This window comes from Pseudomonas sp. FP597, assembly GCF_030687435.1.
Taxonomy (GTDB): Bacteria; Pseudomonadota; Gammaproteobacteria; order Pseudomonadales; family Pseudomonadaceae; genus Aquipseudomonas; species Aquipseudomonas lactucae.
In genome coordinates, this window is record NZ_CP117432.1 from 4,509,561 (window position 1) to 4,525,101 (window position 15,541).

General features: G+C 59.5%; 15 protein-coding genes and 1 pseudogene. 7 read left to right on the plus strand and 9 right to left on the minus strand.

All coding sequences use genetic code 11. The features are described 5' to 3' along the window. Nucleotides 1-31: 31 nt before the first annotated feature. From PSH66_RS20495 to PSH66_RS20505, 3 genes are all read right to left on the minus strand, one after another. Entirely contained in the window at nt 32-2,740 is a 2,709-nt protein-coding gene (locus PSH66_RS20495) for an RHS repeat-associated core domain-containing protein (protein ID WP_305427564.1), read from the minus strand. Nucleotides 2,741-2,936: 196 nt separating this feature from the next. Continuing rightward, nucleotides 2,937-3,230, minus strand: coding sequence for a BolA family transcriptional regulator (locus PSH66_RS20500; protein ID WP_042945066.1), 294 nt, complete (start codon nt 3,228-3,230; stop codon nt 2,937-2,939). Between the two features lie 6 nt (nt 3,231-3,236). Continuing rightward, the gene (locus PSH66_RS20505) at nt 3,237-3,755 is read right to left on the minus strand and encodes a DUF2059 domain-containing protein (RefSeq protein ID WP_003175221.1); all 519 of its coding nucleotides are present in this window, start codon (nt 3,753-3,755) and stop codon (nt 3,237-3,239) included. A 180-nt stretch (nt 3,756-3,935) separates the two neighbouring features. Between PSH66_RS20505 and PSH66_RS20510 the strand changes: the two genes are divergently transcribed. Next, entirely contained in the window at nt 3,936-5,318 is a 1,383-nt protein-coding gene (locus PSH66_RS20510) for a class II fumarate hydratase (protein ID WP_305427565.1), read from the plus strand. Here the strand turns inward: PSH66_RS20510 and PSH66_RS20515 are convergent. Beyond that, on the minus strand, nt 5,315-6,271 hold the full coding sequence (locus tag PSH66_RS20515; protein WP_003175223.1) for a DMT family transporter: 957 nt from the start codon (nt 6,269-6,271) through the stop codon (nt 5,315-5,317). The two genes, PSH66_RS20510 and PSH66_RS20515, sit on opposite strands and share 4 nt — an antisense overlap. Nucleotides 6,272-6,395: 124 nt before the next feature. Then, complete coding sequence (prmB, locus tag PSH66_RS20520) at nt 6,396-7,304, minus strand: 50S ribosomal protein L3 N(5)-glutamine methyltransferase (RefSeq protein WP_042945067.1); 909 nt, start codon at nt 7,302-7,304, stop codon at nt 6,396-6,398. A 240-nt stretch (nt 7,305-7,544) separates the two neighbouring features. Between prmB and PSH66_RS20525 the strand changes: the two genes are divergently transcribed. From PSH66_RS20525 to PSH66_RS20535, 3 genes are all read left to right on the plus strand, one after another. Then, the gene (locus PSH66_RS20525) at nt 7,545-8,135 is read left to right on the plus strand and encodes a cysteine hydrolase family protein (RefSeq protein WP_003175225.1); all 591 of its coding nucleotides are present in this window, start codon (nt 7,545-7,547) and stop codon (nt 8,133-8,135) included. A 142-nt stretch (nt 8,136-8,277) separates the two neighbouring features. After that, nucleotides 8,278-8,598, plus strand: coding sequence for a hypothetical protein (locus tag PSH66_RS20530; RefSeq protein ID WP_003175226.1), 321 nt, complete (start codon nt 8,278-8,280; stop codon nt 8,596-8,598). Between the two features lie 73 nt (nt 8,599-8,671). After that, entirely contained in the window at nt 8,672-9,229 is a 558-nt protein-coding gene (locus PSH66_RS20535; RefSeq protein WP_003175227.1) for a Smr/MutS family protein, read from the plus strand. Nucleotides 9,230-9,398: 169 nt separating this feature from the next. Here the strand turns inward: PSH66_RS20535 and PSH66_RS20540 are convergent. Next, a pseudogene (locus PSH66_RS20540) lies at nt 9,399-9,527 on the minus strand (fructose-1,6-bisphosphate aldolase); the annotation flags it as partial. 350 nt (nt 9,528-9,877) lie between these two features. Between PSH66_RS20540 and PSH66_RS20545 the strand changes: the two are divergent. From PSH66_RS20545 to PSH66_RS20555, 3 genes are all read left to right on the plus strand, one after another. Then, nucleotides 9,878-11,125: an MFS transporter gene (locus PSH66_RS20545; protein ID WP_305427566.1), complete on the plus strand. Its 1,248-nt coding sequence runs from the start codon at nt 9,878-9,880 to the stop codon at nt 11,123-11,125. Between the two features lie 227 nt (nt 11,126-11,352). Beyond that, a complete protein-coding gene (gene folE, locus PSH66_RS20550; RefSeq protein WP_003175229.1) occupies nt 11,353-11,898 on the plus strand; it encodes a GTP cyclohydrolase I FolE in 546 nt (181 codons plus the stop codon). Nucleotides 11,899-12,000: 102 nt separating this feature from the next. After that, entirely contained in the window at nt 12,001-12,372 is a 372-nt protein-coding gene (locus PSH66_RS20555) for a glutathione S-transferase N-terminal domain-containing protein (protein WP_003175230.1), read from the plus strand. A gap of 160 nt (nt 12,373-12,532) precedes the next feature. On the opposite strand, the gene PSH66_RS20560 is transcribed toward PSH66_RS20555, so the two are convergent. The 3 genes from PSH66_RS20560 to PSH66_RS20570 are packed head-to-tail and all read right to left on the minus strand — an operon-like array spanning nt 12,533 to nt 15,468. Next, nucleotides 12,533-12,853 carry a hypothetical protein gene (locus PSH66_RS20560; protein ID WP_003175231.1) on the minus strand — a complete coding sequence of 107 codons (321 nt, stop codon included), beginning with the start codon at nt 12,851-12,853 and terminating at the stop codon, nt 12,533-12,535. Continuing rightward, nucleotides 12,850-14,175 carry an acyclic terpene utilization AtuA family protein gene (locus PSH66_RS20565; RefSeq protein ID WP_003175232.1) on the minus strand — a complete coding sequence of 442 codons (1,326 nt, stop codon included), beginning with the start codon at nt 14,173-14,175 and terminating at the stop codon, nt 12,850-12,852. Before PSH66_RS20565 ends, PSH66_RS20560 begins: the two co-directional genes overlap by 4 nt. After that, on the minus strand, nt 14,176-15,468 hold the full coding sequence (locus tag PSH66_RS20570; RefSeq protein ID WP_003175233.1) for a CitMHS family transporter: 1,293 nt from the start codon (nt 15,466-15,468) through the stop codon (nt 14,176-14,178). It abuts the gene before it with no gap. Between the last annotated feature and the right edge of the window lie 73 nt (nt 15,469-15,541).

Consider the following 15,541-nt stretch of genomic DNA (forward strand, 5'->3'; position numbering starts at 1 on the left):
CGCCGAGTCACTGCCACGGTGGTTGGATGAATCAACGCGTCCTTGTCCGCATAGTGCGGGCGGCGCTTTTTGGCCGGTAATGACGCCACTGGACAGGATGGGTTTCCCACGGCGCGTCGACCTTGATTTGACCGCGATAGAAAACCACCTTGCCGGCCAGTTGCGTTCGATGCCGATAGAGCCAGCGTAACTCCGAGGCCGTGGTGGAACGGCGCGATTTGCTGACCACGCTCGGTATGTCCAGCTCGTCGAGGGCAAAATGCACCACCGCCGGGCTCTGTGGACTCATCAGGGTTTGCAGAGCCGACTTGCTGCTTCGAGTGATCATTTTTTGCTGGATGCCGAGTAAACCTTCACCAATATATTCGCTGGCAGTCGCCTCGGCGGAATAATTTCCTGCCTTGAGATCACTGACAAATTGCCTCGCGAACTGCTGATTGCACGCCGTTGCCAAACAGCCTGAGTACCTCGAAACAATCCCCTCATAGAACGGCTGGACACCGACGGATATTTTCTCGATGAGCTGCGCCTTGATACGTCGTATCTCGGGTAGTTCTCCCGGTTCGTGCTCCAGGCCCGCGAACCAGTCTGGCGCCTCTGCGCGAAAGCTTGAGAAAGCACGCACGGGAGACACCAACCCTGCCGTCCATCGCTGCAACTGCGCACCGGAGAAATAGGCCACCATCGCGTCTCCACGCTCGCTCAATTTCGACCAGAAACTGCGGTAACTTCCAACCGTCTCGGCCAGGCCAAACAGTATATCGCCTCGATTTGGCTGGAATAGCTCGCCAAACGTCGCCTGCCCGCCATCGTCATCCCTGAAGCGCAATGGATTGCCCTTGACCATCGCATACCGATTCAAGCCGTCCACATCCCCCATCGGGTCCGGGCTGATCCAGCGCTGCAACCAGGGTGCGTAATACCTCAAACCGTAGTAATAAAGGCCACTGGCATCGCGCTCTTTTCCAGAGTAACGAATCGTCTTGTACGTCGCCTCAACGGCGGTTGCCGATGCCCACCACGCCGTACCGCCAAACGGATAAAAAACCTCCTGGCTGATCAACCGTGCGGCCTGATCAAGCTCCAGTGAACAACTCCCCAAGTGGTCCGACACGCAGAAACGCACCTGAATGTCCGCAACCGTGTCGGGGCGGCCCTGCTCCCACTGCAAGAGGCGCGCGGGGCTGCGGCCAGCCAAGGCCGTCACCACACTCAAACGTTCGCCGGTGGCCGTGTTGCTGCGGATCTCCAGGCCGGGCAAGTAACGCACCTCCTGTATGTGTGTGCTTATCCGGCTGCGCATCCTTCGCCGCTTGAGTACACGTTGGCCGCTGCCATCATAAACGTAGGACTCGTCATCGTCGTCATCGTCGCTGCGCACCACCTGGGTGACACGCACCAATTGCCCCCGGACGTTCCAGACCATTGGCTGCCCCTTCGCCAACTCAAGCTGATTGCCCGCGGCGTCAAAACCTCCACCCAGGCCGGGAACGGCGGGCCCGTCACCGGCCAACACGGCATGGTTGCTGGAACCGGCCACAGTCATTTGACGGGTGTACCCCGCGCCCGTGGACGGCACGTGCCGCAACGTCTTGAGATTCCCGCCCGCGTCATAGATGTAATGCTGGCTATAGTTGCGCCAGCGACTGTCGTCCTCCATCGTGAACACTTCCCTGATGGGCAACGCCGGCCCCATCGACGACTGCGCACTTTCACGTCCCGTCGCGCAAACCAACTGATAGAGCGTGTCGTACGCGTAGGTACTGACCGCTCGCACTTGAGCGTTACGGCCCCACTGAACCAGCTGCGCACTATCTTCGACCCGCGTCACATTGCCCGCGGCATCATATTCATAGCTCAGGGATTGCAGCGGCTTGGCCTTGTCCGCCTGACGATAGACCGTCAGTGCCGTCAACCGATCGTCGCGCACTGCGTAGTGCGCGGCAACGGTCACGCCGTTACCAGACCGCTCCAACAACAGCTGCCCGCTGGCGTTGTAGCTGCAATGATCCACCAGCACCTGACGTCGACCATCGGCCAACAACACAGCGCATGACTTGAGCTGGGCATCTAGCCCATAAGTCAGTTGCTGGCGGTTTCCCCTGGCATCGACCTGTTCCAACAATTGCCCCGACGCCGAGTACCGCCAAGTAGTGACGAAGCGCTCGGTCTCCAATTGAGCATCGCGTTGCGCCTCAAGCTGCGGCCAGTCGAGCAACGGTAGATCCTTGCGAAACCGTCGACTTTGCTTCACAACCTGCCCCTGTGCCCCATAGGCCTCATACAGCAATGTGCCCGCCGGATCATCACGGCGCACCAGCCGCCCACAGCGTTGCAAGCGGGCATCCTCGGAGGAGGATGGCGCATAGGCCAGGCGTTCGACACAACGCAGGGCGGGCTCATCGGCAGCCTGCTCGTAGATCGCCACGGGGCGCAGCACAACATCAAATTCATAACGCCGATACGCGCCACGGGCGTCCCAGGATTCGAGCACTCGCCCGGACTCTGCGCGCAGCATCAGCTGCCAGCCGGCGTCCACGCTATCGGTGCGCAGGGCTTGCCCGCCAAGGCTGTAGATTATTCGTAGAGTGGCTTGGGTGTCGTGGTCTGAGCGCTGCAACTGATACAGGCGCGGGTCCCACTGCTCGATCATCAAGCCGCGACCGTCATAGACCTGACGCTGGATGCGCGCTTGGGCTGCGTCCTGTGCGTTGGCGCGGTAGTAGTCGACGTTACGCACAGTCAACCCACGCGGATCGAAAGCGGTCAGGGAGGGGGTATGTTTATGGAGCGAGCTAGACATCATTTCATGACCCAAATTGCACAATGGTCAGAAAAGCCTAGGGATCATGCTCCGGAAAGTGGGCCTATCCAGGTATGTACGGGCGCTGCAAGGGCCTCAACCAATAATCGTCGGCTGAGACCCGTGCATGAGCTTAATGTCCCCCGGCGCAGGTCGGCGAAGCCGGGGCTGCGTCGATTCTCGCCCATTCTTCGGGCGTGTAGGTATGCAACGCCAGCGCATGAAACTCGCTCATCAGGTCGCCCAAAGTCGCGTAGACCGTCTGGTGACGCTTGACGCGGTTGAGCCCCTCGAACTGCTGGCTGACCAGCACGGCCTTGAAGTGGGTCTGCAACCCGCGGCTGTGCATGTGGCTTTCATCCAGCACGCTCAAGTATTGTGGGGCCAGGGCGGCGAGTGCCGTTTCGATACGCTGTTGCATGGTCATTGCTGCTTACTTCTTCTTGGCCGGTGCGGCGGCTTTCGGCGCCAGTTCGTTGGTCATGTCTTCCAACAGTTTGTTGACCACCGGCACGGCGCTTTCCAGCTTGGCCTGGGTCATCTGGGCCGATTGCTGGGTCAGCTGCGGCATTTTTTCCAGGACTTTCTTGCCCAGCGGCGACTGGTAGAACGCAACCAGGTCCTTGAGCTCGGATTCGCTGAAGTTGGTGGTGTAGAGCTTGACCATGTCCGGCTTGAGCTTCGGCCAGCCGATGGCCTGGTCCAGGGCGGCGTTGGCCTTGGCCTGGTAGCTGTCGAGTACCGACTGCTTGGCGGCAGGCGCCTTGGTCTGTTCGAAACGCTGGGCGAACATTTGTTGCACTTGCATGTACACCGGGGTACCCAGCTTGTCGGCATGGGCCAGGGTCAGGAAGGCTTCGGCACTGGCGTTGTGGCTGGCGGTATCGGCAAAAACCTGGCCGCTGGCGCACACCAGAGCAACCGCGGTACAGATGGCACGAAGACGAGTCATCGAGTTTCCTTTCTAGCTGACGAGGTAAGACCCCAAGGGCGCCCATTCTGCGCCTAAAAAACCTTGCGGCTCAACCCCGAGCCTTGTCGGGCACGGATTGCCCGATGAAAAGTCTTTTAGGGAACCCACTTGGCCGATCACGGCCTAAACTGCGCAAACGAACATTAAGGAGTGTGCCCGATGAGCCGTATCGAAACCGACAGCCTGGGAGAAGTGGAAGTCCCGGACGAAGCTTACTGGGGCGCCCAGACCCAACGCTCGCTGGTGAATTTCGCCATTGGTGAGCAACGCATGCCGCTCGCGGTGCTGCACGCCCTGGCCCTGATCAAAAAGGCCGCCGCACGGGTCAACGACCGTAATGGCGACCTGCCCGCCGACATCGCCCGCCTGATCGAACAGGCCGCCGACGAAGTGCTCGACGGCCAGCACGACGACCAGTTCCCACTGGTGGTATGGCAGACCGGCAGCGGCACCCAGAGCAACATGAACGCCAACGAGGTGATCGCCGGCCGCGCCAACGAGTTGGCGGGCAACGAACGGGGCGGCAAGAGCCCGGTACACCCCAACGACCATGTGAACCGCTCCCAAAGCTCCAATGATTGCTTCCCTACGGCCATGAGCATCGCGGCCGTGCAGGCGGTGCATCAACGCTTGTTACCGGCGATCGCCACGCTGTCCGGCGGTTTGGCCGAGCTGGCCGCACGGCACATGAAGCTGGTGAAGACCGGACGCACCCACATGATGGATGCGACACCGATCACCTTCGGCCAGGAAGTGTCGGCCTTCATTGCCCAACTCGATTACGCCGAACGCGCCATTCGCAGCGCCCTGCCCGCCGTGTGTGAACTGGCCCAGGGCGGTACGGCGGTCGGCACCGGGCTCAATGCGCCCCATGGTTTTGGCGAGGCGATTGCCTCCGAGTTGGCCGCCCTCTCCGGCCTGCCCTTTGTGACGGCTCCCAATAAATTCGCCGCCCTCTCCGGCCACGAGCCGCTGGTGACGCTGCATGGCGCCCTGAAAACCCTGGCTGTGGCCCTGATGAAAATCGCCAATGACTTGCGCTTGCTGGGCTCTGGCCCGCGCGCCGGCCTTGCGGAAGTGAAGCTGCCGGCCAACGAACCCGGCAGCTCGATCATGCCGGGCAAGGTCAACCCCACACAGTGCGAAGCGCTGTCGATGCTGGCCTGCCAGGTACTGGGCAACGACGTGACCATCGGCATGGCCGCCAGCCAAGGCCACTTGCAGTTGAACGTGTACAAACCGGTGATCATCCACAACCTGCTGGAATCGATCCGCCTGCTGGCCGACGGCTGCAACAACTTCCAGAAACACTGCATCGCCGGCCTTGAGCCCGACGCCGAGCAAATGGCTGCGCATCTGGAGCGCGGGCTGATGCTGGTGACGGCACTCAATCCGCATATCGGCTACGACAAAGCGGCAGAGATTGCCAAGAAAGCCTACGCCGAAGGGCTGACACTACGCGACGCGGCACTCGAGCTGGGCTACCTCACGGACGAGCAATTCGATCAGTGGGTACGCCCGCAGGACATGCTGGGCAACTAAGCCGTCACACGCAGCCGCCGGGCCTTGAGCCCGGCGAGCAGCGAGGGCGCCAACGCCACGGCCGCCGAGCCCAACACCACCACAAAAGCGCCGAAATACCCCAACGCGTTGATGTCTTCGGCCTGTACGTCATCCGGCCACAACCAGGCCGCCAAGGCCACCGCGACAAAGGTCACCAAGGGCGTGAGGGCCAGGGTCGCGCTCACCCGCGAAGCCTCCCAATGGGCCAACGCTTCGGCAAACGCGCCGTAGGCCACCAGGGTATTCATACAGCATGCCAGCAGCAGCCAGCCTTGCAGCGGGCTCAGTTGCAGCGCCTCCAGCGGATGCGCCCACGGGGTGAGCAACAAGGCGCAGCTCAGGTAGATCACCATCATCACTTGCAGCGAATTCCATACCGTGAGCAATTGCTTCTGGCCCAAGGCATAGAACACCCAGACCGACGTGGCGAGCAGCACGGTGAGCACGCCGGCGGTGTAGGCACCGAAGGAAGTCAGCAGTTCGACCAGGCGCTGGTTGAAGAACAGGCCAAAGCCAATGATCAGCACCACCAGTCCGATCACCTGCCCCAGGCTGAAACGCTCCTTGAACACGAAGACACTGGCAACCATCAGGAAGATGGGGCCCATCTGGATCACCAACTGTGCGGTGCCGGCGCTGAGGGTTTTGAGGCCCACCAGGTACAAGACGTAATTGCCCACCAGGCCGCATACGGCCATCGCCACCAGCCAGCCACCTCTGGGACCGAGCACCTTGCGACTGGGCAAACGCCGGGTGGCCGCAAGGTAAATAAACAGGCAACTGCCGGCCACGGTCAGGCGAAACCAGGTCACGGTGATCGGGTCCATCACCTGCAATACCTGTTTGAGCTTGACCGGCAGAATACCCCAGAGCAGCGCGGTCAGCAGGGTCAGGCAAAAACCATAGACCCAGCGGCCGGAAGAGATGTGCATGAGCGCCCCAAAAGACCAACGATGAAGGAGCTGGCATTCTAGGGGGACCGAGGGGTGCCTTGGCGAGTGATTTTTTCAACACACCACAGATTAATCATGGGTGCTGGCTTGCCTGCGCCAGCCATCAGATCCGGGCGGCAAACAGCGCCTGATGCTGGCGGCACTGCTCGGCCGTCAACATGAACACCCCATGCCCTCCCCGCTGGAACTCCAGCCAGGCGAAGTCCACCTCCGGGTACAGTGCCTCGACGTGCACCTGGCTGTTGCCCACTTCTACAATCAGCAAACCTTTCTCGGTCAGATGGTCCGCCGCTTCGGCAAGCATGCGGCGCACCAGGTTCAAGCCGTCATCACCGCAGGCCAGGCCCAGTTCCGGTTCGTGCTGGTATTCGTCCGGCATGTCGGCGAAATCTTCGGCATCCACATACGGCGGGTTGGACACGATCAAGTCGAAACGCTGGCCCGGCAGACCGCCGAAACCGTCACCCTGCACGGTGTACACGCGCTCATCCGCGCCATGGCGCTCGATGTTCTGGTTGGCCACTTCAAGGGCCTCGAAGGACAGGTCGCCCAGCACCACTTCGGCGTCCTGGAACTCATAGGCGCAGGCGATGCCGATGCAGCCGGAGCCGGTGCACAGGTCCAAAATGCGTGCCGGCGGCTGGGCCAGCCAGGGTTCGAAGCGGTTTTCGATCAGCTCGCCAATCGGTGAACGCGGGATCAGCACGCGTTTATCGACGATAAACGACATGCCGCAGAACCACGCCTCGCCTAACAGGTAAGCCGTCGGCACGCGCTCATGAATACGTCGGTGCAGCAAACGTTGAACGTGGGAAATCTCCTCTTCTTCGAGGTTGCAATCCAGATAGCTGTCGGCAATTTCCCACGGCAGGTGCACGGCACCGAGCACCAATTGCCGGGCTTCGTCCCAGGCATTGTCGGTGCCATGGCCAAAAAACAGGTCTTCCCCGTGGAAACGGCTGACAGCCCAACGGATGTGGTCGCGCAAGGTGCGCAGGCGGGAAGTGATCACGGGGGCAGACTCCTGGAAAAAACGACTGGCGATTCTAACAGCCTTCGCCTGTACCGACGACGTACGAAAACCTCCTAGCCGCACGTCGGATTTCATCCTAATTGCCATCATTGGCTTAAACGAGGCCACCTCTTGACAGGCCTGCACGCCAGCAACGGCGTACCTTACGATAGTAGCGATTCACAGAAGCGCTCAGCCAGTGGACAATGTCGCAAAAGCCCCCCTCACAGGAGCCCCAGAATGTCCGTTCCAAAGACGATGTTTCAACTCAGCGGTCGCGGTTACGCAGCAGCCAACCTTGCCCATGCGACCCTCGTGATCATCGACGCCCAAAAGGAATACCTCAGCGGCCCACTCGCCCTTTCGGGCATGGACGCGGCGGTCGCCCATATCAAGCAACTGGTGGCTGCGGCGCGCAACGCCGGACGCCCGATCGTGCATGTGCGCCACTTGGGCACCGTCGGTGGCCTGTTTGATCCCCAGGGCGAACGTGGCGAGTTCATTCCCGGCCTTGAGCCTGAACGTGACGAAACCATCATCGGCAAGCTGCTGCCGAGCGCCTTCCACGGCACCGGCCTGGAAAAACACCTGCAGGACCTCGGCTCCCTGGACCTGATCGTGTGCGGCTTCATGAGCCACTCCAGCGTCAGTACCACGGTGCGCGCCGCCAAAAACCTGGGCTTTCGCTGCACCCTGGTGGAAGACGCCTGCGCCACCCGCGACCTGCCTTACAAAGGCGGCATCCTGAGCGCCGAGCACGTGCAGCAGACCGAAATGGCAATCATGGCCGACAACTTCGCCACCCTCGCGCTAACCAAAGACCTGATCTGATCGTCCTTCGGATGAGCGGTGCGGCAATGTTTATTGCTCCGCTCATCCACAAAACCACCTCATTTGGCGCATTTGCCCCGGCTACCGGAACAACCTGTGTATCTTCCGGTCGAAGGGCCGATACCCTGGAGGAAAGGTCGGAATGAAGATATCCGATGGTTTTGACGCTCGTCGCTTGCGCCCCAAGGGCCCGAGCAATTGGCGTCTGCGCCTGGTGGCAGGCATTGCCGCGCTGCTGGCGATTGTAGGTCTGTTGTTGGCTGGCGCTGGTGGCGCCGGTTTGTTTGGTCATTCGCCAGCCCTTGGTGAGCTGAATGCAAGCCCGGGCGGTTCGGCCCTCCTGTTGGGGATCGGCCTGTTGGTGCTGTGGACAGGCGTGTGGTTATGGCGACGTAGCCGTCGGAAAATGCGCCAGCCGCTGTCCCTGAACATCGCTTCGCACTTGATGAAAAAGCACGACTGATGGCGCCTGGATAGCGTTTCCTGCGCCCGGCTGCCGCGAATTAGGTAAACTGCCGCCCTTCGCGGAGGCCACCATGCAAGACGACGACTTTTCCCTGTTCAAAAACGAGCTGCGCGGCGTCAAGCCGATCAAGCACGACCGCGCCGACACCGGCAAACCCAAGGCCGACCGGGCACAGATTGCCAAACTGCGCCAGGCCGCGACCGTGCGCACCGACGCCACCACCGTGGATGGCCTGTCGGACCAGTTCGTGATCGACGTCGGCCCCGAAGACGAACTGATGTGGGCCCGCGACGGCGTGCAGGAAAGCCAGATGCGCAAACTCAAGGCCGGCCAGATCCCCTTCGAAGGCAGCCTCGACCTGCACGGCATGACTGTGGAAAAAGCCCGGGAAACCCTGTGGGCCTTTCTCGCCGAAGCCACCAAGTTCGAAATCCGCTGCGTGCGCGTCACCCACGGCAAGGCCGTGCGCCTGGACGGCAAGCGACCGATGATCAAGAGCCACGTCAACACCTGGCTGCGCCAGCATGCCCAGGTACTTGGCTTCACCTCCTGCCAGGCCCGCCACGGCGGCGCGGGGGCGGTGTATGTGATGCTCAAGCGGACGATGATGGAAGGGCGGGACGAGTAAATCGAGTAGGAGGCGGATTTACGCTTCCGCCGTCCTCTCACGTCATCTTACGTCGAACTCCGTATACGACGCGCAACCAAGCCAGTTTGCTGTATCCAGTATCGAGACCTGTGCCCCCAAACAACCCCATAGTTTCTCCTGTAGCGCCCAGCTGCGGACTTTGCTGACGGTTCACCTTAGCGCTCAACTCACCTCTCAAATATTGCTGGTACATCGCTTCCAGCGACATCGGCTTGATCTTCGACGCGTTACCGCCAGTACCGAGAGTTTCATAACTTGCGGTACGCACATCAGGCATATTGAGATCACCTATTACCTGCGAAGAAAGTATTTGTACCACGCAGACAAGAAGCCTTCGACTTTATGCAACTGGATGTTACAGCGCCATTTATAAACTAAGTAGCTTTGAAAACCAGCGCTGATGTGAGATGTAGGAAAAACCATCCAGAATCATCCGAGAGCCTACAAGTAAAAAAAAAACACAAAACCCCAATTAAAAACAGCAAAGAGCAAAAACATTCAAATTGACAACCACAATAACTCACCCTACGATTTAAGTGCATCGCAATCTCAACGGTCGTGGCTTCATAAATAAACCGAGAGACCTTCACCGCTTCGCCACTGAGAATAGGCTTGATGGATTCGTAATTGAAGACAAGCTTTTTTAAAGCCCCAATAGTTATGACAAATATTTCAAGTAAACTTATTTTCGTACAAGCACTATCCAGCCTGTCACTTTGGCTTGATATTTTTCTGATTTTCACTGTACCTGTATATCTATGGAATGCCTCTCCTTCATCAATAGCTGTCCTGGCATTTTGCTTGGGCGCTCCAATGTTGTTTCTAGGGCCTATCGTAGGAACACTAATAGATCGACATGACGTAAGGAAAACACTCGTATTGGGTTCTCTGCTTCGCGCAATATCTACTGTAGCGCTTGCACTCTCTCCAAACCTTCAGGTTTTTTTGCTTTTTGTCATTTTGAAAGGCGTCTCCAACCTGGTTTACTTCCCTTCGATCATCATTACGGTTCAGCAATTAATTATCGCTGAAGAACGCAAATCTTTTTTCAGCTGCACAAGTCTCGCCGATCAATTTTCCAAAATTTTCGCGCCATTACTTGCAGGCATGTTAACGGTAATACTGTCACCTAAGGATGTATTCTTTTTGTCGGCCGCGGCCATGTTTGCAAGCCTTCCGCTCCTGATGTCTATTTGTTCAGTGATCCAGACACAACCTAAATATTCCTCTACAAAAATTCTTTCGCTATATCGTGACATATTGAGAGGATTCTCTATATTTAATTCTTTGCCCTTTCAACTGCGCATTGGCTTTTTGTATTCTTTACTCACTTCGCTGGCTTTAGGAATTTACGACCCTCATTTGGCATCCTTTCTAGCCAATGAAGGTTTGCCCCCCGTCAGTTTTTCAGTAATCATTTCATCAACCGCCGCAGGCGCGATATGTGCGGCATTGCTGATAAAGTTCAAATTACACGATATGAATGAGATCCTGCTTCGGTCAAATGCACTAATTATTTTTTCCATTGCATTAGTACTGACTGCGGTATTGGTATTTTTCCAAGTGCCCGGCAGAAACCATCTCTATCCGGTGGTGTGGTTTGTGAACGGATTTGGCTATGAGATGCTAATAATAGCCTCACACATAATCCTTCAACAGCTATGCCCGCCTGATAATATCGGAAGGATATCCATGTCTTTCAGAAGCATCCAAATCTTATGCGTTATCACCGGACCGTCTTTAGGAACGGCGTTAATAGCCGCAGCCGGGCGCCCGGCGCCTTTTGTAGTCGCTGCATGCATGGCATTTTTAACTGCACTCATGTCAATTGCCGTCTATGTTTATATTCACAGGCGGCACGCGTACAAACCATAGGTTAGCGTAACGAGGTAGTCACAGACCCACAGCCGAGGAAGCCTCGAATTCTGGGTTACAGCGCTCGTGTTGAGCGTCAGCTTCGCCCAGCAATACACCTGACGACCTACCTACGCTACTATGTGCGCCAATCGTCAGCGCACAACGGGTCATCCGCGCTGAAACAACGCTTCACATTGGTACAGGCACACACCGTACCGCTCTGAAACCCATACGGAAACCGTCCTGTGACATTGGAACAAAACTACACCGCGATCCTCGGCCAACTCGGCGAGGACGTCTCCCGCGAGGGCCTGCTTGACACGCCAAAGCGCGCCGCCAAGGCGATGCAGTACCTCTGCCGCGGCTATGAACAGACACTCGAAGAAGTCACCAACGGTGCCTTGTTCAGCTCCGACAACAGCGAAATGGTGCTGGTCAAGGACATCGAGCTCTACTCGCTGTGCGAACACCACCTGCTGCCGTTTATCGGCAAGGCCCATGTTGCGTATATCCCGAGTGGCAAAGTGCTGGGCCTGTCGAAGGTGGCGCGGATTGTCGACATGTACGCGCGCCGCCTGCAGATTCAGGAAAACCTCAGCCGCCAGATCGCCGACGCGGTACTGCAAGTGACCGGCGCCCTGGGCGTGGCCGTGGTGATCGAGGCCAAGCACATGTGCATGATGATGCGCGGTGTGGAGAAGCAGAATTCGTCGATGATCACTTCGGTGATGCTGGGTGAGTTCCGCGAAAACGCGGCGACCCGCAGCGAATTCCTCAGCCTGATCAAGTAACAGGCCGAGCAGGAAAAAACCGGCGTTCATCGCCGGTTTTTTTTCGCTTACAAAATTCAGGTAAGCTGCGACCCCTTCTTCATGGGCAAGAGGCTTTCAGCCATGTTCGTCAAAGCACTTCGAGTCGGTCTCGGCCACGTCATCATCGCGGGCGACTTCCTGACCCGCCCACGTAAAAAGCAGCGCCCCGCCGAACAGCAGGCGCAGGTCAACGACGCGGCCAAGGGTCTGACCCTGTATCAGTTCCACGCCTGCCCGTTCTGCGTGAAGACCCGCCGCACCCTGCACCGCCTGAACGTGCCGGTGGCGCTCAAGGACGCGAAAAATAATGAGCAGGATCGCCAGACCCTGCTGGAGCAAGGCGGCAAGATCAAGGTGCCGTGCCTGCGTATCGAAGAGAATGGCCAGACCACCTGGATGTACGACTCCAAGGTGATCATCGATTACCTGGACAAACGCTTCGCCGCCATCTGACAGACTTGTGCGGATTAAATGTGTGTGGGGCTTGCTGTAGTGAGTGGGGCTTGTCCCCCCGACGGATTCACCACAGATCCAAGGGGGCTGCTTCGCAGCCCAGCGCAGGACAAGCCTGCTCACCACAGAAAGCCCCTCCCACAGAAAGCCCTTCCCACAGTTAGTCCATCATGGCCAAATCAAGGTCGAGCAGCGCAGAACCCAGGCACTTGCCATGCGCATCCAGCGCCAGCGAGCGGGTTACGCCGCCGCGCAATATCCCCGGCAGCACGAAGTTCAGCGCGTGTACATTCGGCAGTTCATAACGCCGCACCGGCGCCGCACCCGGTTCCAGCAGTCCCGCAAAAAACTCGGCAACGCGCTCAGCCGTGAGCTGTTCGCACAGCAGCGGGTAATCCTCGGCGCGATAGGCAATGATCGAAATGTTCGAGGTGTCGCCCTTGTCCCCGGTACGGGAATGGGCCAGGTTATGCAGTTTCATGCTTCGATCCTCGGGTTGACCGCGTCACGCGCCAGCAGCAACGACGCCACCGCCACCACCTGCCGCACGCTCTTGCTCGCACCGCCGCCGCCGGACGGGCCGTTGGTGTAAAGGGTCTCCACTTCATTGCCGACCCGCACGGCCTCGCTGCGTTCTTCACAGCGTGCAGCGACGCGCAGGCGCACTTCCCAGGGCTCGATACTGCTGCGCGGGCCATGCAGCGCATCCATGCCGATCAACTCGGCGCGCACGTCCTGCATCTTCACGCCCATCAATTCCAAACGTTTAAGGACAACGTCCCGCGCCAGCTGTGCCCTTGCGACAGCGCCGGGGCCGCCGTAGGACATTTGCCCTTCGCCGATCCAGCCGTCCAGATAACCGACACTGACCTTCAGTTGCTCAGGCCGCGCGCGCCCCGTTGCACCCTGGACACGCACGCGATCAAAGCCCTCCTCGACAAACCCCACCCGGGAAAAGTCCGCAGTGACGTCCGGCGTGAGGTACGCCGCCGGGTCATGCACTTCGTAGATCAATTGTTCGGTACAGGTCGCGCGGCTGACCCGCCCGCCGGAGCCCGCCACCTTGGTGATCAAGGCTTCGCCCTCCGCGTCGATTTCAGCCAGCGGAAAGCCCAGCCGCGCCAGGTCTTCCACATCCTTGAAACCAGGATCGGCGAAATACCCCCCGCTGACCTGCCCCGCACACTCCAGCAAATGCCCCACCAGCGTGCCGCGCCCCAGGCGCTGCCAGTCGTCCGGCGCCCAGCCGAACTCGAACATCTGCGGCGCCAGGAACAACGATGGGTCGGCCACGCGTCCGGTGATCACCACGTCAGCGTCGGCGCGCAGGGCCGCCAGGATGCTGTCGACACCCAGGTAGGCATTCGCGGAAATTATCCGTTTACCCAGGGCGCCGACCGTCTGGCCGTTATCCAAGACCTGCTCGGGACGCAGGACGTCCAACACGTCATCGCCCACCACGGCCATCACCTTGAGCTCAAGGCCCAGCGCACTGGCGATCCGCCGCACTTCAATGCCTGCCGCCACAGGGTTGGCCGCGCCCATATTGGTGATCACCCGCAGACGGCGGTGCCCTTCACGACGGCCGACGTAAGGCAACACACGTTGCATGCGCTCGGTGAGCAGCGGGTCATAACCCCCCTGTGGATCGCTGATACGTGCCTGTTGCGCCAGGGCGATGGTGCGTTCGGCCAGGCATTCGAACACCAGGTAATCCAGCTCACCCTGTTCGGCCAGTTCCACGGCAGGTTCAATACGGTCGCCGGAGTAGCCGGCGCCGGAACCGATGCGCAAGGTTTTCATTTAAATCACTCCCAGGAGCAATGCCGTCAGGGTCATCAACACCGACGCGGCAAACAGAAACGCAATGGTGAAGCGCTGGTGATCGGCCAATTCGATCTTGCACAGGCCCACCAACAGGAAGGTCGCGGGGGTCAGCGGGCTGACCGGGAACCCGGTGGTGTGCACGCCCAGCAGCGAGGCCTGGGCCACTTGCAGCGGGTCGACACCCAGGGCCTTGCCGACTTCGGCGATCACCGGCATCACGCCGAAATAGTAGGAATCGGGGTCAAACAGCATGCTCAATGGCATGGAGATAAAGCCCACCACCGCCGGAATCAGCTTGCCGTGGCCGGCGGGAATCTGCGCCACCGCCACTTCGGCAATCGCCTTGAGCATGCCGGTGCCTTGCATGATGCCGGTGAACACCCCGGCGGCGAGCAGGATGCTGGCCATGGTCAGGGCGGTTTTGGCATGGGCGTCGATGCGAGCGCGCTGGGCGTCGACGTTCGGGTAGTTGATGCACAGCGCCACCACGGTGCCGAGCATGAACATCACCACCGGGTCGACCCAACCGGCGATCATCACCACCATCACCAGCACGGTGAGGATCAGGTTGACCCAGAACAGCCGTGGGCGACGCAGCGCGATGTCGTCATCGCTGAGCACCCGTTGCGGCACCGCCTCCACGCTGGAGCCGATCCCCAGGCCCAGGCGTTTTTCTTCACGGTGGCCAAGCCACCAGGCACAGGCGAAGACAAAGATCAGCCCGACGATCTGCACCGGGATCAGCGGCTGGAACAGGTCGGCCACCGGCACATGCAGCGCCGCCGACGAGCGCAGCACCGGCCCGGTCCAGGGCAGGAAGTTGACCCCGGCGGCCATCGCGCAGACACAGGCGAGGATGCGTTTGTCGATGCCCAGCCGCGTATACAACGGCAGCATCGCCGGCACCGTCACCAGGAAGGTCACCGCCCCGGAACCGTCCAGGTGCACCAGCAGCGCCAGGGTCGCGGTGCCGACGACGATGCGTGTAGGACGCGTGCCAACCGTGCGCAGGATACGATCAATGATGGGGTCGAGCATGCCGGCATCGGTCATGATCCCGAAAAACAGGATCGCAAACACAAACATGCCCACCACTGGGGCGACGTTCTTGATACCGGTAATGATGAAGGCGCTGGTTTGCAGGCCGAACCCACCGAGCAGCGCAGCGATGATCGGCAAGGCGATCAGGGCCACCAGTGGCGAGAGGCGTTTGCTCATGACGGCAGCGAGCAGGCACAGGATGGTGATGACACCCAGGGTAGCGAGCATGGGTTACTCCAGAGCGGCCTTTTTGGCCGGTTATTGTTTTCCCTGGAGTATTGGAAGCGGGTTAGTCTTTGTA

Excerpts from the sequence above, each read along its gene's own strand:
- PSH66_RS20500 (WP_042945066.1), bottom strand. The coding sequence starts at position 3,230 with ATGACCATGCAACAGCGTATCGAAACGGCACTCGCCGCCCTGGCCCCA.
- PSH66_RS20505 (WP_003175221.1), bottom strand. The coding sequence starts at position 3,755 with ATGACTCGTCTTCGTGCCATCTGTACCGCGGTTGCTCTGGTGTGCGCC.
- PSH66_RS20510 (WP_305427565.1), top strand. The coding sequence starts at position 3,936 with ATGAGCCGTATCGAAACCGACAGCCTGGGAGAAGTGGAAGTCCCGGAC.
- PSH66_RS20515 (WP_003175223.1), bottom strand. The coding sequence starts at position 6,271 with ATGCACATCTCTTCCGGCCGCTGGGTCTATGGTTTTTGCCTGACCCTG.
- PSH66_RS20525 (WP_003175225.1), top strand. The coding sequence starts at position 7,545 with ATGTCCGTTCCAAAGACGATGTTTCAACTCAGCGGTCGCGGTTACGCA.
- PSH66_RS20530 (WP_003175226.1), top strand. The coding sequence starts at position 8,278 with ATGAAGATATCCGATGGTTTTGACGCTCGTCGCTTGCGCCCCAAGGGC.
- PSH66_RS20535 (WP_003175227.1), top strand. The coding sequence starts at position 8,672 with ATGCAAGACGACGACTTTTCCCTGTTCAAAAACGAGCTGCGCGGCGTC.
- PSH66_RS20555 (WP_003175230.1), top strand. The coding sequence starts at position 12,001 with ATGTTCGTCAAAGCACTTCGAGTCGGTCTCGGCCACGTCATCATCGCG.
- PSH66_RS20560 (WP_003175231.1), bottom strand. The coding sequence starts at position 12,853 with ATGAAACTGCATAACCTGGCCCATTCCCGTACCGGGGACAAGGGCGAC.
- PSH66_RS20565 (WP_003175232.1), bottom strand. The coding sequence starts at position 14,175 with ATGAAAACCTTGCGCATCGGTTCCGGCGCCGGCTACTCCGGCGACCGT.
- PSH66_RS20570 (WP_003175233.1), bottom strand. The coding sequence starts at position 15,468 with ATGCTCGCTACCCTGGGTGTCATCACCATCCTGTGCCTGCTCGCTGCC.